The organism is Nonomuraea sp. NPDC052265, assembly GCF_044547985.1.
In the GTDB taxonomy this organism is placed as follows: Bacteria; Actinomycetota; Actinomycetes; order Streptosporangiales; family Streptosporangiaceae; genus Nonomuraea.
In genome coordinates this window covers 874,406-894,016 of sequence record NZ_JBIUBJ010000001.1, presented here as the reverse complement: position 1 = coordinate 894,016, position 19,611 = coordinate 874,406, and the positions used below count along the sequence as shown (strand labels likewise).

General features: G+C 70.7%; 17 protein-coding genes. 6 read left to right on the top strand and 11 right to left on the bottom strand.

Annotated elements, in window-relative coordinates; all coding sequences use genetic code 11:
• Positions 1-15 precede the first annotated feature (15 nt).
• Both ACIHAD_RS04170 and ACIHAD_RS04165 read left to right on the top strand, forming a co-directional pair.
• On the top strand, positions 16-2,190 hold the full coding sequence (locus ACIHAD_RS04170; protein WP_397352864.1) for a DEAD/DEAH box helicase: 2,175 nt from the start codon (positions 16-18) through the stop codon (positions 2,188-2,190).
• Positions 2,191-2,567: 377 nt separating this feature from the next.
• Entirely contained in the window at positions 2,568-2,942 is a 375-nt protein-coding gene (locus ACIHAD_RS04165) for a hypothetical protein (protein ID WP_397352863.1), read from the top strand.
• Between the two features lie 184 nt (positions 2,943-3,126).
• Here ACIHAD_RS04165 and ACIHAD_RS04160 read toward each other — a convergent pair whose 3' ends face one another.
• The 3 genes from ACIHAD_RS04160 to ACIHAD_RS04150 form a co-directional block, all read right to left on the bottom strand.
• Entirely contained in the window at positions 3,127-5,223 is a 2,097-nt protein-coding gene (locus tag ACIHAD_RS04160; protein WP_397352862.1) for a tetratricopeptide repeat protein, read from the bottom strand.
• Positions 5,223-5,363 carry a hypothetical protein gene (locus ACIHAD_RS04155; protein ID WP_397352861.1) on the bottom strand — a complete coding sequence of 47 codons (141 nt, stop codon included), beginning with the start codon at positions 5,361-5,363 and terminating at the stop codon, positions 5,223-5,225. Before ACIHAD_RS04155 ends, ACIHAD_RS04160 begins: the two co-directional genes overlap by 1 nt.
• A gap of 76 nt (positions 5,364-5,439) precedes the next feature.
• Positions 5,440-8,415 carry an AfsR/SARP family transcriptional regulator gene (locus ACIHAD_RS04150; protein ID WP_397352860.1) on the bottom strand — a complete coding sequence of 992 codons (2,976 nt, stop codon included), beginning with the start codon at positions 8,413-8,415 and terminating at the stop codon, positions 5,440-5,442.
• A 337-nt stretch (positions 8,416-8,752) separates the two neighbouring features.
• Here ACIHAD_RS04150 and ACIHAD_RS04145 point away from each other — a divergent pair, with 337 nt between their 5' ends.
• Complete coding sequence (locus ACIHAD_RS04145; protein WP_397352859.1) at positions 8,753-9,766, top strand: DUF6528 family protein; 1,014 nt, start codon at positions 8,753-8,755, stop codon at positions 9,764-9,766.
• Positions 9,767-9,855: 89 nt separating this feature from the next.
• Positions 9,856-10,779: a LysR substrate-binding domain-containing protein gene (locus ACIHAD_RS04140; protein ID WP_357969738.1), complete on the top strand. Its 924-nt coding sequence runs from the start codon at positions 9,856-9,858 to the stop codon at positions 10,777-10,779.
• Here the strand turns inward: ACIHAD_RS04140 and ACIHAD_RS04135 are convergent.
• From ACIHAD_RS04135 to ACIHAD_RS04115, 5 genes are read right to left on the bottom strand one after another with little or no spacing between them, the layout of a single operon-like run.
• Entirely contained in the window at positions 10,748-11,500 is a 753-nt protein-coding gene (locus tag ACIHAD_RS04135; RefSeq protein WP_397352858.1) for a serine hydrolase, read from the bottom strand. The two genes, ACIHAD_RS04140 and ACIHAD_RS04135, sit on opposite strands and share 32 nt — an antisense overlap.
• The gene (locus ACIHAD_RS04130) at positions 11,497-13,080 is read right to left on the bottom strand and encodes an amidohydrolase family protein (protein ID WP_397352857.1); all 1,584 of its coding nucleotides are present in this window, start codon (positions 13,078-13,080) and stop codon (positions 11,497-11,499) included. Before ACIHAD_RS04130 ends, ACIHAD_RS04135 begins: the two co-directional genes overlap by 4 nt.
• A 31-nt stretch (positions 13,081-13,111) precedes the next feature.
• Complete coding sequence (locus ACIHAD_RS04125; RefSeq protein WP_397353044.1) at positions 13,112-13,864, bottom strand: amino acid ABC transporter ATP-binding protein; 753 nt, start codon at positions 13,862-13,864, stop codon at positions 13,112-13,114.
• Position 13,865: 1 nt separating this feature from the next.
• Complete coding sequence (locus ACIHAD_RS04120) at positions 13,866-14,696, bottom strand: amino acid ABC transporter permease (RefSeq protein ID WP_397352856.1); 831 nt, start codon at positions 14,694-14,696, stop codon at positions 13,866-13,868.
• The gene (locus ACIHAD_RS04115) at positions 14,693-15,559 is read right to left on the bottom strand and encodes an ABC transporter substrate-binding protein (RefSeq protein ID WP_397352855.1); all 867 of its coding nucleotides are present in this window, start codon (positions 15,557-15,559) and stop codon (positions 14,693-14,695) included. The genes ACIHAD_RS04120 and ACIHAD_RS04115 overlap by 4 nt, the downstream gene beginning before the upstream one ends.
• Positions 15,560-15,636: 77 nt before the next feature.
• Here ACIHAD_RS04115 and lysA point away from each other — a divergent pair, with 77 nt between their 5' ends.
• A complete protein-coding gene (gene lysA / locus ACIHAD_RS04110) occupies positions 15,637-16,917 on the top strand; it encodes a diaminopimelate decarboxylase (protein ID WP_397352854.1) in 1,281 nt (426 codons plus the stop codon).
• A gap of 15 nt (positions 16,918-16,932) precedes the next feature.
• Here the strand turns inward: lysA and ACIHAD_RS04105 are convergent, their stop codons facing one another.
• Positions 16,933-17,448, bottom strand: coding sequence for a pyridoxamine 5'-phosphate oxidase family protein (locus tag ACIHAD_RS04105; RefSeq protein WP_397352853.1), 516 nt, complete (start codon positions 17,446-17,448; stop codon positions 16,933-16,935).
• A 243-nt stretch (positions 17,449-17,691) separates the two neighbouring features.
• On the opposite strand from ACIHAD_RS04105, the gene ACIHAD_RS04100 reads away from it, so the two are divergent.
• Entirely contained in the window at positions 17,692-18,720 is a 1,029-nt protein-coding gene (locus tag ACIHAD_RS04100) for a polysaccharide deacetylase family protein (RefSeq protein WP_364086091.1), read from the top strand.
• Here ACIHAD_RS04100 and ACIHAD_RS04095 read toward each other — a convergent pair.
• Positions 18,695-18,922 (bottom strand): hypothetical protein, encoded by a 228-nt coding sequence (locus ACIHAD_RS04095; protein ID WP_397352852.1) that lies wholly within the window; start codon positions 18,920-18,922, stop codon positions 18,695-18,697. The genes ACIHAD_RS04100 and ACIHAD_RS04095 overlap by 26 nt on opposite strands.
• Entirely contained in the window at positions 18,916-19,494 is a 579-nt protein-coding gene (locus tag ACIHAD_RS04090) for a hypothetical protein (RefSeq protein ID WP_397352851.1), read from the bottom strand. Before ACIHAD_RS04090 ends, ACIHAD_RS04095 begins: the two co-directional genes overlap by 7 nt.
• Positions 19,495-19,611: the final 117 nt, after the last annotated feature.

Here is a 19,611-nt window from a genome sequence, read left to right as displayed (position 1 = left end):
GATACGTTCTGGCCTATGGCATCAACGTCTGCGGGGGACGTCCGGGACCTGTTACGGCGGGCCGCGCGGCTGCTGGGCGACGCGCGAGACCTGATCGCCGAGCACGACAGGGCGGTGGCGGAGGTCCGTTCCGCCCTCGAACCGCTCCGCGGGCGGCAGGCCAGGGTGGAGCTCGCCGCCATGCCGGTGTCCCGGCTGAAGGACGTCACCGGCGGCCGGGTGCGGATCGGGGCACTGCAGGAGGCGGGGTACACGACGGTACTCGGCGTGTTGGACGCGACGCCGTACGAACTGCAGAAACTACCCGGCGTCGGGCCCCAGACCCGATCGCAGGCGCAGAGCGCCGCCCAGCGGATCGCGCGGGCCACGAGAGAGTCGTGCACCGCCCACATCGACGTCGACGACCGGGACGCCGAGACGACCCGGCTGCTGGTCGCGCTGCACCGGCTGGTCGCCGCCGGCCCCGAGATCCCGCGTGCCCGTCACACGGCCGAGACGGTGGTACGGCGGCTCGGCGAGCTGATTCCCCAGGCGCGTCCACTGCGCGGCTGGTTGCGCAGGCTCCTGTCCGCGGGCCGCCGCCGTGCCCGTGCGGAAGCGGCGGCGGAGCAGATCGCCGGCCTGCTCGCCGACGAGGTCGAGACGCGGCTACTGGTCACCCAGGCCACGACGGACCTGCTGCGCCCGTCGCCGGACGGAACGTCGGCGTGGATCGATTTCGAGGTCCGCGCTGCCGACTACTACAACCTGCTCGCGGAGCTGTCGGCCGGAGCGCCGCCGGATCAGACCGCCGCCGAGGGATTCCTGCCCGAGGAACTGGCCGCGCGGGTGCGGCAGCAGGAGCTCGACGACACCCTGCGGCGCGTGTCGCTCCGCGGCTATCAGGCGTTCGGCGCCCGGTTCGCGCTCTCCCAGCGCCGGGTGATCCTCGGCGACGACATGGGGCTGGGGAAGACGATCCAGGCGATCGCGGTCCTGGCGCATCTGCACGCGCGGGGGACGACGCATTCTCTGGTGGTCTGCCCGGCGAGCGTGTTGATCAACTGGCTGCGGGAGATCGAGGCCCGCAGTTCGCTCACGGCCTATCGGCTCCATGGCGACGAACGGTCCCTGGCCCACGCCACGTGGCTCGAACGCGGCGGGGTGGCGGTCGTGACGTTCGACGGGCTGCACGCCTTGGACCCGGTGCCGGAGGTGGGCATGCTCGTGGTCGACGAGGCGCACTTCGTGAAGAACCCGCAGGCCCGCCGCTCCAAGGCCGTGGCCGGGTGGTGCGCTCAGGTCGGTAGGGCGCTGTTCATGACCGGCACGCCGATGGAGAACCGCGTCGAGGAGTTCCGTTCCCTGGTGGACCACCTCCAGCCCGGGTTGTTCGGCCGGGCCGAGCCGGGTGACACGGCTGATCGGGCGCGGGCGTTCCGCCGCGCCGTCGCGCCGGTCTACCTGCGCCGCAACCAGCGGGACGTGGTCACGGAGCTGCCCGATCTGGTCCAGGTGGACGAGTGGGAGGAGTTCAGCGCGGCCGACGCCGTCGCATACCGGGACGCGGTGGTGTCGGGCTCCTTCATGGCGATGCGCCGCGCGGCCTACGCGGTGCCGGAGAGGTCCGCGAAGCTGGAACGGTTGCGTGAGCTGGTGTACGAGGCGGAACGCGCCGGGCTCAAGGTCGTCGTGTTCTCCTACTTCCGCGACGTGCTCACCACCGTCGGCGACGCCCTCGGCTCCCCGGTTCACGGCCCGCTCTGGGGCGGCCTGGGGCCGGAACGCCGCCAGGAGGTGGTCGACGCGTTCACGGCGGCCCGAGGTCACGCGGTGCTGCTCGCGCAGATCCAGTCGGGCGGGGTCGGGCTCAACCTGCAAGCGGCCTCCGTTGTGATCATTTGCGAGCCGCAGGTCAAGCCGACGCTGGAAAGCCAGGCCGTGGCCCGGGCGCACCGCATGGGACAGGTACGTCGGGTGCAGGTGCATCGGCTGGTCACGCCCGGCAGCATGGACGAACGGCTGCTGCGGATCATGCACGCCAAGTCCGCGCTCTTCGACGCCTACGCCAGACGCAGCGACCTCGCCGAGTCCACGCCCGACGCCATCGACGTCTCCGACGAGGCGCTGGCCGAGCGGATCGTCAGGGAGGAACGGGAACGCCTCATCCCGGCGGGACCCGCGGCTGACGACACCCAGGGCCTCGCATGACAGCACCACCCGCGGGCGCGTGGTGCACCGATCCCCACCGGCCGGCGGCCTGAAGCCCGGCATTCCCACAGCCGGCACGGCCGCGGAGCAGAAGGCGGCCCACGGCAACACTGCGCGCATCGCCCTGACCATGCCACGGAACCCTGAGGACGCGCGATTCAGATTCGCTTCACCGATCCACCCCGCCCGGCGAAGCCGAGCAGCCGACCGCTCCACCGGCAGGTCAGGAGGGACCAGCCGGTCCCGTCGCCGTACCGGAGAGTGGTCGTCGTCAAGCCCACGTTCCGCGGTGCGTCATTCGCCTCGATAACGGATCTGAAGGCGTCCCGCCTAGCGTCGCCCTGTACATGGAGGATTCGAACGAAGGGGGATCTGGAATGCGGCTACACACGAAGATCGCGATGGCGGTCGGCGGGCTCGCGCTGGCCGGTACGAGCCTGCTGGTGACGACACCGGCTCAGGCCCAGGGCCAGTCATCGTGCTATGCCAAGAGCGGGCACCTGTACTGCGGGAACAAGGCCGGGGTGAGCCTGTGGCGCAGCCCGCGCTACAGCGAGCACGATCAGGATGCCGTGGACACGTTGAACTCGAACCCCAGCTACTTCCAGTGCTACGTCTCCGGGCAGAAGCATGGAGGCGGGAACAACATCTGGTACCGGACGTACGGCGACGTCAGCAAGCGCACCGGCTACGTCGCGGCCGAGAGCGTCTACACCTGGAAGGACCCGTTCCCGGGCGTCGCTCACTGCTAGTCGTACTGATCTGAGAGGTCCGGTCCGCGGCCGCCGAGGGTGGGGGTGCGTCCCCGCGGGGCATGAAGGGCCCGCGGGGACCGGCGTGGATGTCGCAGTCCACACCGGACCCGCAGGCCCTCCCCTCCGCGACGATCTTCGGGATCGCGTCGAGCCGCGTTCTCGACCTTGGTGATCAGTACGTCTACAGCTGCTGCGAGATGGCGTCTGGCGTGCCGGGCACCGGGTCGAGTTCGATCGCGCGGGCTTCGCTGTAAGTGATCAGCCCCAGGTCGTGCAGGATCGCCGCTGACTTGTTCAGGCAGTCACGGTCACCGGTCGCCCGGCCGAGCCCCCACAGGTGCTCCGCCTCCCAATAGGTGCCGGACAAGCCGCGCTGCCGATCCAGCCGGAGGGCCTCTTGGAAGCACGTCGCCGCCTCGTCCGCCTGCCCGTCCAGTCTGTGCGCCTCGCCGAGGTTGCCCAGCGCCATCACCTCGGTGACCCTGGCGTTCGACTCCCTCGCCAGAGACAGGGCCGTTCGGTGCGCGACGACCGCCTCGCCGTAACGTCCGAGTCGTTGATGGGTCAGTCCGATGCCGGTCAGGCACGATGCCTCATGCCGGGCGTGGCCCAAGCGGTGCCAGATCGCGCCTGCCCGTTCCAGGGCGACAAGCGACTCCTCGTGGCGCCCCAGCGAACGAAGAGCCGCACCACATCCGTTCAGGGCCAGGGCTTGGCCCGTGTCGTAGCCCATCGGCCTCCAGGCATCGAGAGCACGATCGAAGGACAGCAGAGCCTCTGCGGGCTTTCCCAACGCGTGCAATGCCCAACCGAGGTCATTGTTGCCGAGCCCCGCCTGCCGGAGATCACCGGTGGACCGCGCCGCCTCCAGAGCCAGGTGCCCCAAGGCCAGTTGCTCGCGCCAGCGCGCTCGCTGTTCCAACGGCGTGTTCAAGCATGCGGACAGATAGGCCGCGATCGCCGGATCAGCGCTCGTCACGGCCTGACGGGCGGTGGCGACGAGGTTCTCGATCTCGACGTCGAGCCATGTGTTGACCTCCTCGACGGAGGCGAGCGGCACCCCCGAATGCGTGAGCACCTCGGGGACGAAGTCGATCCGCCAGGCGATCAGCGGCTCTACCGACAACGCGGCACGTCGTGCCGTGGCGAGATAGCAGTGGAAAGCCCGTCGGATGGCGAGGGCGCGGGCATCCTTGCTCTCCTGCTCCAGCGCGAGTTCCTTGGCGAACAACCGCAGGAGGTCATGCATGCGATACCGGCCGGGGATGTCGGACACCACGAGCTGGCTCTCCAGCAGATGATCGAGCAGCGCGGCCGTGCGCCGCTCCGGCAGCTCCGCGAGAGCCGCGGCGACGGGGACGCCGATGTCCGGCCCGTCCAGGAGGCCGAGCAATCGGAACAGCCGGGCCGCCGGTCCGTCGCCCAGGTCCTCGTAGCTGACCATGAAACTGGCGCGTACCGCCTGGTCGTCGATCTCGAGTTCGGCCAGCCGCCGCTGCTCGCTGGCGAGCCTGTCGGCGAGCGCGCGAACTGACATGTCCGGACGTCCGAGCAGCCGCGCCGCGACAATGGACAGCGCCAGCGGCAGTTCGCCGCACAGCGGTATGACCTCGGCCACAGCCTGGGCTTCGCGGTCGAGCCGGTCAGCGCCGAGGAGCCTGGTGAGCAGCGCGCCGGCCTCGTCCGGCGCCAGCCCGTGGAGCTGGGAATGGCTCGCGGCGTCGATCGAGCTCAGCATTCGCCTGCTGGTGATGAGCACGCCGCACGCCGCACTGCCGGGCAGCAGGTGGCGTACCTGCTCGGCGCTCGCCGCGTTGTCCAGCAGGATCAGCAGGCGCTTCCCGTGTGTCAGCGAGCGGAAGGTCGCGATGGCCTCCTCCTGCTCGCCCAGGATCGCTGCGGTGGCGATTCCCATCGAGCGCAGGAATCGCCCGAGCACCTCCGCGGTGGGCAAGGGGGCCGTGTCGGGAGTGGATCCCTGCAGGTTGACGTAGAGCTGCCCATCGGGGAAGTGGTGGGAGATGCGGTGGGCCACCTGGAGGGCGAGAGCCGACTTGCCGATGCCGGCCGGTCCGGAGATGGCCACCGCGCGTTCGGAGCCGTCGGTCAGCAGGGTGCACAGCCTCTCGACCTCTGCCTCGCGGCCGGTGAACGTCGCGGTGGGGCTGGGCAGTTGTGCCGGGATCGGTCGTTCGAGGGCCGCGAGCTGAGCGACGACCTGCGCCGGGACGCCCGGCCCCGACTCCGGCCGGCCTTCCGGCCGGTTGGACTTCCCCACTACGAGCCCTCGCGGGCAGCGGCCACGACGTCCCGCAGGCCCACGCCCACTCGGCCGGCGGCGATGCCCGGCAACGCCGAGGCCGGCATGATCTCCAGCGCGACCGGCCGACCGGCTGATCCGAGAATCAGGAATTCCACTTCTCGACCCATCATCCCCTCATTTCAGGGACATGCATCGTAGCGGAGTGTCCGGCAGAGGTTGCCCGGCCGATGCTCAGGCGCTCACCCGCGCCGCCGCCCTCATCGCCTCGTCGTGCCAGCCTGCGGCGCCGATGGCCGCGAAGGTCTCGGCGGCCTGTCGCAGATGGACGGTGCTGTCATCGTCTTCGAGGTGGCCGAGGGCGAGCAGGATCCGGCCCTCGATCAGCCTGTCCCCCACCCGGCGGGCGATGCGCAACGCCTGGTGCAAGGTGGCGCCGGCCTCGACGGTCTCTCCCAGGTCGAGCCGCGCTTCGCCCAGCGCGTGCAACACGTACGCCTGGCCGACCGGGTCCTTCAGGTCGAGGGTGATGGCCAGGGCGCGCTCACCCTCCCTGATCGCTTCGGCGCACCGGCCTTGACGGCGATAGACCTCGGCCAGGCGTTTGAGGAGCTGCGCCTCGATCTGCCTGCCTCCTGGACTGATGGTCAGCGCGCGGTCCAGCAGCCGCGCGGCCTCCTCCAGCCGGCCTTCCAGCATGTGCGCGTGCGAGAGGAAGCCCAGGCCGTGGGCCAGGGCGGTGGTGTCGCCCACCTGCTCGAAAAGTGCCAGGGCCTGTTCCAGCTCCCGTCTCCCCCTGTCGAGGTCTCCTTGGGAGAGACGAACCGTGCCGAGGTGGCGGAGCATGATGGCCTGGCTGGGCACGTCTCCAAACCGCTGGAACAGCTCAAGAGCTGTCTCCAGCAGGTCGGCGGCCTGGGGCAGCCGACGTTGGCACAGGTTCAGGGAGCCGAGGGAGAACAGCATCGCGGCCTGGCCCGGCAGGTGGGAGGCGGTGCGGCAGGCATCGAGAGCTCGGGTGGCGACCGACCGCCAGTCGTCGAAGTAGGCTCGCGACTCGAACATGTGCACGAAGCTGGCCACGAGATCGCGGCACACGTCGGCGAGCTGTGACTGGGCGCTCTGTGTCACTGCGGAGACGAGGTTCAGCCGTTCGCTCTCCAGCCACTCCAGCGGATCGTTCAGCAACGCCGCCTGCTCGGCGTCCTCCGGTAGCCAGCGCGGAGTGTCGCCGCGCGGCACCATCTGGTAGCGGCTGCCGTATCGCATGTCGCGGGCCTGTTCCGCCAGGCCGAGCAACGCCCCGAAGGCGCGGCTCAGTACGGCCAGCCTGGCGTCAGGCGGCTCCGCGGCCTCCGCTCGCTCGCGGGCGAACAGGCGGATCAGATCATGGAACCGGTAACGCGGTTGGCCGGCTCCGTCTCTGCCGAGCGGCTGCAGCAGTTGGGCATCGACCAGCTGTTCCAACTGCCGCTCGCCGTCATGCACCGTCGTGTCCAGCAGCGCCGCCACCAGCCAGGGCGCGAATCCGCCTGGTGCGTCCATCAGCCCCAGGCGCCGGAACGCCAGGGCCGCCCGCGTCGACAGCTCGCGGTAGGACAGCTCGATGCTGGCTCGTAGCTCCAGCCCACCTCGGCTGAGCTGGTCCAGCCGGCTACGCTCGTCGGCCAGACGCTCGGCCATGTCGGCGACCGGCCACTGCGGCCGCATGGCCAGTTTCGCCGCCGCGATGCGCAACGCCAGCGGTGACCCGTCGCACAGAGCGGCGAGTTTCGCCGCCGCTTCCCGCTCGGCGGTCGCTCGCTCCGCTCCGAGCACACGCTCCAGCAGTTCGGTGGACTCCTGCTCGGTCAGAACCTCCACCGGCACAGGCAGCGCACCCCCGCCCACGAGCAGCCCTTCCAGCCGGCGCCTGGAGGTGACGATCACACAACAGCCCGGCGTCGCCGGCAGCAATGGCCGTACCTGTGCCGCCGATTCGGCGTTGTCCAGGACGACCAGCGCCTGCCGGCCGTCCAGGATGCTGCGGAACAACGCGGTCCGCTCCTCCATCCCGGCCGGAACCGTCGCCCCGTCCACTCCGAGCGCCCTCAGGAAGCGTTCCAGCACCGCCGCGGGTTGTGCCGACTCTCCGTCGAGGTCATAGCCGCGAAGATTGGCGAACAACTGGCCGTCAGGGAACCGGTCGGCCACCTGATGCGCCCACTGCAGGGCCAGCGCGGTCTTGCCCACCCCGGCCGCCCCGCTGATCACGCCCATGGGCAGGTGGCGCCCGTTCTGTCGCAGCAATCGATCCAGCGTCCGCATCTGCGTCATCCGGCCCACGAACGCTGATACCGCCGGCGGCAACTGCGCCGGCCGTACCGTCACGACCGGCCCTGAGCCGGCCGGAAGAAGCTCGTCGTCCGCCTTCCCGCCGAGGCGCGGCGCAGGCAGCGCGGGAACCCCCGGTTCCGTGGCGTCGCAGGCGGAGGGGCCGGCCAGGATCGCCTGCTGGACCTCTCGCAGCCCTCGGCCCGGCTCCAGGCCCAGTTCCTCCAGGAGATGTCCACGCCCCTGGTGGAAGCTTTCCAGCGCGTCGGCCTGGCGTCCCGAGTGCCACAGCGCGAGCATCAACTGTGCGCGCAGGCCCTCACGCAGGGGATGATCCTCCACCAGCCCCGCCAGTCGTGCCACCACCTCGCGAGGGCGGCCACAGGCCAGCGCCGCCTCGGCCCACTCCTCTGCGATGCCCAGCCGGGCATCCTCCAGACCGCGGGCCACCGCGGCGATCTCGGTGGTGTCGATCTCGGCCAGCACCGGCCCTCGCCACAGCCCGAGGACCCGCCCCAGCATCGCCGCCGCCTGCTCGTTCCGCCCCGCGGCGGCCGCCCTTCGGGCCGCTGCCGCCTGTTCCTCCGCCTCGCGCGTGTCCAGCCACACACCGTCGGTGCTCAGGCGATAACCGGCCTGCTCGGTGACGATCACGGGTACGCCGCAGCCGGCGGCCTTGAATGCCTTACGCAGCCCGTGCACGTGAATCGGGACCTGGGTGCGCACCGATTCGGGCAGGCGCTCGCCCCAGACCGCGGCTGCCAGCCGATCGACCGACACGACCCGCCCGGCATCCAGCAACAGCGCGGCCAGCAGTGAACGTTGCCGAAGCCCGCCCAGCCTGACAGGGCGCCCCCTGACACCGACCTCCAGCGGACCAAGAACCCGAAACTCCATGTGAGTTGTCATGACGTCCCCCGTTGACCATCCAGTGTCCTGCGTTCGAAACCCGTCGGCAACAGGAGGGCGGGGAAATCGAGGATCATCTCCGTGGTCTTCAGGACACATGACCGCCGGCCACGAGCGGGTATCGGCGCCGTGCCACCGGGCCGACGGGGTGGGCCGTGCGGACGATCGCAGGATCGAGGAAGCCCCAACCAGGTGAATCCGATCGATAACGAATCAAAAGCCAGCTCTTCTAGTCTCCGACCTCGACGAAATCCACCGCATGGAGCTCAGAGCCCTCATGCGGCCGTGCGCGGACGCGGTTCGCGTGTGTATTGAAGGAGACTCGATGGGACACGGCAGAATACTGTCCGCGACGACGGGCGTGGCCCTGGTCGCCGCCCTGGGGATGAGCGCTCCGGCGCAGGCCGCGAGCGGTGGGGATGCCTACGGCTGGGTGGTCGCGGGCGACGGGAAGAGCCGCCAGGTCGTGGTGCTGGACTCGCGGAACGCGTCGTGGGACCCGGCGAAGGATCCCGGGGCGCTGAAGTGGAAGTGGAAGCCGTCGGCGAAGAACGGATTCCCCGAGGCCGAGCTCGATGACTGCACGCTGTGCTCGGGGGCGATCGCGGACGCCCGGCTCCGTTACGGCGGGCCTCGCCAGACGGGAGGCAAGTCGGTCCTCGCGGTGAACGACGGCGGGTTCATCGGTGTGGCCTCCTACCCGTCGGGCGAGCGCCTGTGGGCCGTGGACACGGGAGGTGACGGGATCCTGCCCCACGCCGTGGAACTGCTTCCCGACGGCAATGTCGCCGCCGCGGCCACCCAAGGGAGCTGGGTGCGGGTCTACACGGCCTCCCAGAGCTCGACGTCGAAGAAGTACGCGGAGTTCAAGCTGCCCGGAGGGCATGGCGTGCTCTGGGACCCGGCCAATGAGCTCCTGTGGGCGCTCGGCGACAAAGACCTGGTGGCGCTCAAGGTCGGCGGTACGCCCGCACAGCCGACTCTGACCGAGACCCGGCGGGTCGCGCTTCCCGGCAAGAAGGGGGGCCACGACCTGGGCCCGGTCTTCGGTGACAAGGACCGGCTGTGGATCACCACGAACGACGCCGTCCACCAGTACGTGAAATCCACGAGCACCTTCACCACCGAGTACGCGAACGCTGACAAGGTGAACGTGCGGCTCGTCAAATCGGTCGGTGACCAGCAGGGCACCGGGCAGATCCTCAGGACCCGGCCGAAGAGCGGTTGCGGCGCGTCCTGGTGCACCGACACCGTGGAGTTCTTCGGCGGCACCGCGTCCCGCACCCTGCCGGGCGCCAAGATCTACAAAGCCCGCTGGTTCAGGCCGGACTACCAGTGACCGGCCGGGTGAGGCGGTACAGCACGTGGCGGCGCAGCCGGTGGCCGGGCATGGCGGGGTGACCTGGGAGAGCTCGTACGCTTGGTCCCGTGTTGAGTAGTAACCGGCTGCGTGTCCTGCTTGAGGTGTTCAGGACGGGCAGCATCGCCGGTGCGGCCAGGGTGCTGAAGCTGTCGCCGTCCGCCGTCTCCCACCAGCTGTCCCGGCTGGAGCAGGAGGCGGGGGTTGGGCTGGTCGAGCGCAACGCCCAGAGCCTGCGGCTGACCGAGGCGGGACGCCGCCTGGCCATCCGCGCCCAGGAGGTCGTCGACATCATCGAGGCGGCCGAGAAGGACCTGCTCGCCCAGGCCAGGGTGGACGCCGGCGAGCTGCGCATCGGCTTCTTCGCCTCCGCCGGGTACCGGTTGCTGCCGCTGGCGCTGTCGCGGTTCGCCTCCCGGTATCCCAAGGTGGCGCTCGACCTGGTGGAGGGGCAGCCGTACGAGCTGCTGCCCGATCTGGAGCGCGGCGCGCTGGACGTGCTGGTGGTCTTCGAGCACGCGCTCGACCCGTGGCAGTGCCCGGAAGGGGTGGAGGTGGTCCACCTGTTCGACGAGCCGCAGCTCCTGGTCCTGCCGACCGGCCACGCCGCCGCCCAGCGGCCCAAGGTCCGGCTGGCGGACCTGGCCGAGGAGCCGTGGATCACCACGTTCGGCGCCGAGCACCCGGTGTCGATCCTTGAGCGGGCCAGCACGCTGGAGGGTTTCTCGCCGCGCATCCGCTGCCGCAGCGACCACTACGAGGTGACGATCGGCCTGGTACGGGCCGGGCTCGGCGTCGCGCTGGTGCCGAGCCTCGGACTCCAGGGCGCGACCGGGCTGCACACCTGCCGCCTGACCACGCCGAACCTGTTCCGCAGGATCGGCGTGGCCAGGCGGCCGACCAATCCCAACCCGGCCGCCCGGTCGTTCCTGGCCTACCTGCGTACGGCCTCGGCCCAGCTCAGGAACTCGCTGGAGCCTTCGCTGCGCTGAGGCGGGCGGCGACGTCCAGGCCGGCCCGCCGTACGGCGGAGGTCAGGTCGTGCTCGCTGCCCGCCGGGCCGTGGGCGAGGACGGCGTAGGCGATGCGGCCGTCCATGATGCCGACGTCGGACCGGACGCCCTCGTCGGTGCCGGTCTTGTTGGCCAGCCAGTCGCCCTCGGGATCGTGCCTGACCAGGGCCGGGACGAGACCGTGGTCGGTGTTCCGGCGCATCCAGCCGCGCATGAGCGCCTGCCAGCCGCCCGGACCGGCGAGGAGCGCGGCCAGGCCGGAGAGCTCGGCCGCGGTGCCGATCGCGAACGTCGGCGGGTCCTGCGCGGTGCGCGGCTCGCGAATGCGGTCGAGCAGCCTGGTCCGCGACAGCCCGAGCGCCGCGGCGGCGGCGTTGACCCGGTCCAGGCCGATCGTGCGCAGCAGCGCGTTCGTGGCGGTGTTGTCGCTGACGGCGGCGGTCAGCAGGGCGAGGTCGCCGACCGTCCAGCTGCGCGCGGACAGCGACGTGAGCAGCCCGGAGCCGCCGCAGTAGTCGTCGTCGTGCAGCGTCACGGGCGTGTCGGGGGCCAGGATGCCGCCCTCGACGCTCATCGCCACCTCGGCCAGCAGCAGCAGCTTGCCGACGCTGGCCAGCGGCAGCTCGGCGTCCTCGTTGACGCCGTGGAACTCGCCCGTCACCAGATCCCGCGTCGCGACGGCGAGCGTGATGTCGTTCACCGCCCGATGATCCTTCCTGGTCTGTCCTCGGTGAGCCTGTTGTCCTGCACGGCGAGCCGTCCGGCCACGACGACGGCCCTGATGCCCACGGGGGGCAGCAGCGGGTCGGCGTAGGTCGCGCCGTCGGCCACCGTCCCGGGGTCGAAGAGCACCAGGTCGGCGTGCGCCCCGTCGCGTACGACGCCCCTGCCCTCCAGCCCGAACCGGTCGGCCGCCATGCCGGTCATCTTGTGGACGGCGGTCTCCACCGGGAACAGCCCCTGCTCGCGGGAGTAGCGGCCGAGCACCCTGGGGAAGGTGCCGGCCAGGCGGGGGTGCGGGTGGCCCGGCTTGGGCACGCCGTCCGAGCCGATCATGGCGAACTCGCTGGCCAGCACCCGCTGGACGTCGTCCTCGCGCATGGAGTGGCTGATGATCGTCACCTCGCCCTCCTCGGCGAGGAGCAGCTCGGCCGCCGCGTCCACGGGGTCGCCGCCCAGCTCCGCGATCGTGCGGCCCTCGGCCTCGGGGTGACGGGTGGCGCAGGCGACCGAGATGCGGTCCCAGCCGCCGTTGCCGACCGTGTTCTCCCAGCCCGGCACGCCCGCCTCGATGGCCGCGCGCATCCGGTCGCGCTGGCCGCGATCGCGCAGCCGGTCGAGCAGCGCCTCGGTGCCGCCGTCGTTGGCCCACGGGGGGAACATCGCCGACAGCGACGTGCTGCCCTCGGTGTAGGGGTAGACGTCGCAGGTCAGGTCCATGCCCCGGGCGCGCAGCGCGGCGATGCGGGGGAGCGTGCGCAGGGTCCTGCCCCAGGCCTGCTTCCCGGCGGTCTTGTGGTGGCTGACGTGCAGCGCGGCCCCGCTCCTGCGGGCGATCTCGACGGCCTCCTCCAGCGCCTCCTCGACGCGGGACATCTCGTCCCGCAGGTGGGTGACGTACGGCTTGCCGTGCCTGGCCGCGACGCGGGCCAGCGCGACCACCTCGGCGGTGTCGCCGTACGTGCCGGGGGTGTAGATGAGGCCGGTGGACAGTCCGGCGGCGCCGGCGGCCAGCGCGTCGTCCAGCAGCGCGCACATGGTGTCGAGCTCGGCGGGGGTGGCCGGACGGTCCTCGTAGCCGAGCACGCCGGCCCGGAGGGTGCCGTGGCCGACGAGGGAGGTCAGGTGGTTCGACCGCGGGGCCCGCTCGTGCGCCTCCACGAACCCTTCGTAGTCCTGAAAAATCGGGATGTCGCCGCCGAAACCGGCCCTGCTCGACCGGCGCAGCGCCGGCACCCGCTCCGGCAGCGCCGGGAACAGGCTCGACCCGCAGTTGCCGCAGATCTCCACGGTGACGCCCATGAGCACGGGGGCGGCGGCCAGCTCCCGGCCCGCCTCGCCGAGCAGGGTGACCGCGTCGGAGTGGGTGTGGACGTCGATGAAACCGGGCGCGACCACCAGCCCGGCGGCGTCGATCACCCGCCCCCCGCCACCGTCGGACGGGCCGCCCTCCGGCAGCAGGACGAGGCGGTCACCGCGGACGCCGACGTCGGCACGGCGCAGCGGCGCGCCCGTCCCGTCGGCCACGAGGCCACCGCTGATCAGCATGTCGAGGCTCACGTGGCCGAACCCTTCCCGAGAAGCGAGCCGTTCACAGCACCTGCCCGAGGAAGGCCCGGGTGCGCTCGTGACGCGGCGAGGACAGCACCTCGCGGGGCGGTCCCTCCTCCACGATCACGCCGTCGTCGATGAACACCAGGTGGTCGCCCGCCTCTCTGGCGAATCCCATCTCGTGGGTCACCACGATCATCGTCATCCCGCTCGCCGCCAGGTCGCGCATGACCTGCAGCACCTCCTGCACCAGCTCGGGGTCGAGCGCGCTGGTCGGCTCGTCGAACAACATGAGCTTGGGGTCCATGGCCAGGCTGCGCGCGATCGCGACCCGCTGCTGCTGGCCGCCCGAGAGCTGCCGTGGGTAGTGGCGGGCCCGGTCGGCCAGCCCCACCCGGTCGAGCAGCGTCATCGCCCGTTCGGCCGCCTTCGCCTTCGGCAGGCGCTTGACCGTGCACGGGCCCTCCATGACGTTCTCCAGCGCGGTCATGTGCGGGAACAGGTGGAAGCGCTGGAAGACCATGCCGATCTCCTGGCGCTGGCGGCACAGCTCGCCGGGCCGCAGCAGGTGCAGCTTGCCGCCCTGCTCGCTGAAGCCCATGAGCTCTCCGTCGACCCACACCCGGCCCGCGTCGATCGTCTCCAGCCGGTTGACGCAGCGCAACAACGTCGACTTGCCGGACCCGGACGGGCCCACCACGCAGACCACCGAGCCGGTCGGCACATCGAGGCTGACGCCCTTCAGCACCTCGAGCTGGCCGAAGCGCTTCCTGACCGATTCGATCTTCACCATGCTAGTGGCCACGGCTGAACCTCCTCTCCAGGGAGCGCTGGCCGACGGTGGCCACGCTGGTGAGCAGCAGGTACCAGGTTGAGGCGACCACCAGCAGCGCGATCACCTCGAAGTTGTCCAGGTAGATGCGCTGGGAGACGGTCAGCAGCTCCGCGCCGGAGATGACCGAGACCATCGAGGTGGTCTTCAGCATGGAGATGAACTGGTTGCCGGTCGGCGGGATGATCACCCGCATCGCCTGCGGCAGCACGACCCTGCGCAGGATCTGCCGGTGCGTCATGCCCAGCGACTCGGCCGCCTCCCGCTGTCCCGGATCGACCGAGCGGATGCCGGCGCGGACGATCTCCGCCATGTACGCGCCCTCGTTGATGGTCAGCCCGAGCAGCGCCGCCGTGAACGGCGTGATCAGCTCGTTGGCCGGCCACTGGAGGAACATCGGCCCGCCGAACGGGACGCCGAGCCCGATCTCGGGGAAGACCAGGCCGATGTTGAACCAGAAGATGAGCTGCACCAGCAGCGGCGTGCCCCGGAAGAACCAGGTGTAGAGGCCGGACACGCCGCGCAGCACCGGGCTGTCCGAGAGCTGCATGACGGCGGCGACCACGCCGAGGGCGACGCCGATGACCATGGACAGCGCGGTGAGCGCGATCGTGATCCACAGGCCGCCGAGCACGCGGCCGTCCAGCAGGAACTCGGCGATCACGTCCCAGTGGAGGTTGGGGTTGACGATGACGGTGTAGGCCAGCCACGCCATCACCAGCGCCGCGACCACCGCCGCGACGAGCCGCCCCGGCCTGGGCGGCTTCACCGCCTCGATCGGGAGCTCCATCATGCGCCGGTGTTGATCGTGACCTTGGGCACGGCGTTGGCCGTCGTGCCGTACCTCTCCAGGATCTTGCCGTACTCGCCGCTGTCGATCAGCTCCTGGAGCGCCTTGGCGACGGCGTCGCGCAGGCCGGTCTGCTTCTTGTCGATCGCGATGCCCCAGGGGCCGGCGTCGTACTGCTCGGCCAGGACCTCGTACTTGCCGGTCTCCTTGGCGTACATGGCGGCCACGGGGGAGTCGACGATGGTGGCGACGGTGCGGCCGGAGTCGATGGTGAGCAGGCCGGTGGGGGCGTCCTCGCTCTGCATGATCTCCATCTTCTGGGCGCACTTCTCGTTCTGGCGCTTGCCGATCTCCAGGTTGGAGCTGCCCTTGGCCAGGACGACCTTCTTGCCGCACAGGTCCTCAAGGGTCTTGATGCCCTCGGGGTTGCCCTTCTTGACCATGATCGAGCCGCCGGCGTTGAAGTAGTCGACGAAGTCGACGGCCTTGCGGCGTTGTTCGAGGTCGCTGAGCGCGGCCATGGCGATGTCCCACCTGCCGCCCTGCAGGCCGGGGATGAGACCGTCGAAGGAGGCGTTGATGATCCGGGTCTTCAGCCCGAGCCGCTCCCCGACGGCCGCGGCCAGGTCGGCGTCGACGCCGGTCATCTCCTGGGTGCCCGGCTTGTACATCTCCATCGGGGGATAGCCTTCCGAGGTCGCCATGCGGAGCTCGCCCGACTTCCGTACGGATTCGGGGACGAGGTCCTTGGCGCTCTTGCCGGTCGAGGAGGGCGGCGTGGGGGTCGCCGTACCCGAGGTGGACCTCCCGCACCCCGCGCCGAGAGCGCAGGCCGCCACCAGGGCGATGACCAGGTGTGTTCGCATGGGATGTCATGGTGGCCAGGCAGTCAGGCGCCACCAAGCCTCGTGAAGGCATGCGGCCCTCAGCAACGAATCCGTCGATGCTCGACCCCCACCGGCCTCGCGATTGCTTACGCTCGCCCCTCATGAGTTTGGACATCTGGCCCCAGACCGCCGCATGGCACGACGGGGAGCTGCATCTCGGCGGGATCGGCGCGGTCGAACTGGCCCGGGTGCACGGCACGCCCGCGTACGTGCTGGACGAGGCCGACTTCACCGCCCGCGCCCGCGCCTGGCTGGACGCGCTGCCCGACGGCGACGTGCACTACGGCGGCAAGGCGTTCCTCTGCCCCGAGGTGGTGCGCTGGCTGGACGGGCTTGGCCTGTCCCTCGACGTCTGCACGGGCGGCGAGCTCTCCGTGGCCATGGCCGGCGGGATGCCGCCCGAGCGGGTCGTCTTCCACGGCAACAACAAGTCGGCGGACGAGCTGCGCAGGGCCGTGGCGTGGGGCATCGGCTGCGTGGTCGTCGACTCCTTCACCGAGATCGCCAGGCTGGCCGGGATCGCCGCGTCCCTGGGCGTGCGGCAGCGGGTGATGATCAGGGTGACACCGGGCGTGGACCCGCACACCCACGCCTTCATCGCCACCGGCGGCGAGGACTCCAAGTTCGGCTTCTCGCTGAGCGCCGGCGCCGCCGCGCTCGCGGTGGCGCAGGTGACCGCCGAGCCCTCGCTGGAGCTGTACGGCCTGCACTCCCACATCGGCTCGCAGATCTTCGAGCTGGACGGCTTCGGCACCGCCGCGGCCAGGATGGCCGCCTTCGCCGCCGAGGTGGGCGTCACCAGGCTCGACCTGGGCGGCGGCCTCGGCATCGCCTACACGCCGGACGACCCCACCCCGCCCACGCCCGCCGAGCTGCTCGCCGTGCTCAGGAAGGAGACCGCGGGCCTGCGCCTGGCCGTCGAGCCGGGCAGGTCCATCGCCGGGCCGTCCACGGTGGCCCTCTACGAGATCGGCACGATCAAGGGCCGGTACGTCAGCGTGAACGGCGGCATGAGCGACAACCCCCGCCCCGGCATGTACGGCGCCGCCTACACCGCCACGCTGGCCAACCGCGCCTCCGACGCCCCCACCAGCGCCTTCACCGTGGTCGGCAAGCACTGCGAGAGCGGCGACGTGCTGGTCAGGGACATCGCGCTGCCCGGCGACGTCCGGCCCGGCGACCTGCTCGCCGTACCGGTGTCGGGCGCCTACCAGCGCTCGATGGCCGGCAACTACAACCACGTGCCCCGGCCGCCGGTCGTGGCGGTGCGCGACGGCGAGGCGCGGGCCATCGTCCGCCGGGAGAGCGAGGAGGACCTGCTGCGGCTCTACGCGTGAGAGCCGCGCCGGCGGTCAGGACGTGAGCTTGGCCAGGTCGGGGGCGTAGACGGTCATCCAGTGCGGGTGCAGCCGGTAGTAGACCACGTCGTTGTCCCAGTCGAAGGCGTTCTCGCCGTAGAAGTCCTTGAAGTAGGCGAGCAGGCCGGGCCAGTCGGCGGCCGGCTCGCCGTCCCGCGGGTTGAGGATCTCCACCGTGCCGTGGGTGAACACGCCCAGGTCGTCCCCGCGCATGTGCGCGACGCTGGCCACCGGACGGGCGGCGAGGTGGCGCGCCTTGGCGGCGTCGCGTGCCGTGCCGAAGAGCCACCTGCCGTGCAGGAAGTGGCCGTCCGCGCCGCTGATGCGCGGTTCGCCCTTCGCCGTCACGGTGGACAGCGCGAGGGTGCACATGCCGGTCAGGACCCGGGTGAGCTGCTCGGCGTTCAGGGTGCGCTCGGCGACGATCGAGCGCAGGTGCGAGGTGGAGCGGGAGAGGGAGGCGTCGAGGAGCGCCTGCAGCTCTTCGAGCTCCTGCGGGGTTTCACGCATTGAGGTCCTTGTCTGTCCGTACGTACCGGCCCCGCGGTCGGCGCCGGCCGGTGGGACCATGCTCGACCGGAAACCCGACATCCTGTGTCGTGTTTTCCCGAACCTGGGACGAATCTCTGGCACGGGTTGCGGTGACGCTTTTCGCAATCCCTGACGCTTCTTTGACGAGGTCGCGGCGTGGCGCAGTTGATCACCTGGGTAAGGCCCAACCTGTAACAGTCGTACGCGTCTCGGGGGGTTCGGATGCGACTGGGTATTTTGACAGGAGCGGGGCTGCTCGCGGTCGCCGTCGTCCTGACCGGGTGCGACTCGCCGCCCGACACAGCCAAGATCACCGACAGCAAGGCCGAGGCCGCGGCCAGGCTGAAGCAGAGCAAGGCGGCCAAGATCGCGCTGGCGCGCAAGGTCAAGGCGAACGAACTGGGCCAGATCCCGGTGCTGATGTTCCACCGGGTCATCAAGAACCCGGCCACCACCGACGACAGGACTCCGCAGCAGTTCCGCTCGGACCTCGAACGGCTGGTCAAGGAGGACTACGTCCCGATCAGCGCCTCGGAGATGGTGACCGGGAAGATCAACGTCCCGGCGGGCAAGCATCCCGTGGTGCTCACGTTCGACGACTCCTCGCCCTCGCAGCTCACCCTGAACGAGATGGGCGTCCCGCAACCGGACACCGCCGTGGCGATCCTGCGCGAGGTGGCCGCCAAGCACCCGGGCTTCCGTCCGGCCGCCACCTTCTACGTCACCCGCGACATGTTCGGCAAGACCGTGCGCGAGGAGCAGGCCCAGACGCTCGGCTGGCTCAAGGACAACGGCTTCGACATCGGCAACCACACCCGTGACCACGTCAACCTGCGCGGACGCTCGGAGAAGGAGGTCGAGGACCAGATCGGCGGCATCGCCAAGCAGATCGACGACCTGACCAAGGTCAAGCCGAACTCCATCGCCCTGCCGTACGGCAACCAGCCGAGCAAGAAGGAATGGGCGCTGCACGGCAAGTTCTACAACCACGCCGGCGCGTTCCTGGCCGGTTACACGCCGGCGCCCTCGCCGTTCAGCAAGGCGTTCGACCCGGGCGGCATCCCGCGGATCCGGGTCATGGAGAAGAAGGGCGACTGCGCCCAGTTCTGCTCGGCGGCCTGGCTCGACTGGCTCAAGAACAACCCGGACATGCGCTACACCTCGGACGGCGACGTCAGCACGGTCGCGTACCCGAAGTTCAAGAACCCGTACCTGCGCAAGTCCTTCACCACCTGGAGCCTGCCCTACTGACGATCGCCGGGGAGTGACCTTCCGGTGAACCTGATGCCGCGGTGTTCAGGCGGGTGATGAGGGGGCGGCCCATGGCGGAGGCCGTGGTGAGTTGGCCGGCGCGGGCCGGCAGGTCGTCGAAGGCCAGGCACAGGGCCGACTCGCCGAGCATCTTGGCGGTCTCGTCGTAGCCGGGGTCGCCGCCCGTCACCTCGGTCAGCACGCGTGCGCCGCCGCCCTCGCCCAGGAACGTGACCGAGAACCAGCTTCGCGCCCGGCGTTCGGGGGTCGGGCCCTCGCCGGGCGGTACCCGTCCCCGTACCCAGTCGCGGACGGCGGGGATCCGGGCCAGGGCGGCCACCGCGCCCGCGCCCGCCGCCGTGGCCAGAGCCGCGGGCAGGCTCCTGACGGCGTAGTGCTGGCGGTGGGAGAAGTCGGGGCCGTAGCGGTCGAGCAGGCGGGCGTCTGCCGGGCGCGGGACAAGACCGTCATGGCCGAGGCCACCGTGCCGCCGGACGGGCGCATGGCGGCCCGCAGGAAGCCGCTGACCCGCAGCGGGACGCCCCGGGGCAGCAGTTCGACCGTGTGCAGGACGCCGAGGTCGTAGGGGACGGAGTCGGTGGCGTCGGCGGTCAGGATCGGCACGTCGAGCCCGAGCCGCTCCAGCTTGGCCCGGTCGCGCCCGGCCACCGCCCATCTCGCGCCGGGCGGCGCGGCCCTGGCCAGATACGCGGCCGTGAGCGCGCCGGTGAACCCGCTCGCTCCGAAGAGCACCACGTCATAGGGCCGATCCATGATCTGCGACTAACCAGTCAAGACCGTTGTTACAGGGTCCGAATGGACGCTGTGTACGGGCTTTGTGCAAAAACCGGTGAGTCACGAACGGTTAACGGATCCCTGGGAAGTTGCTGA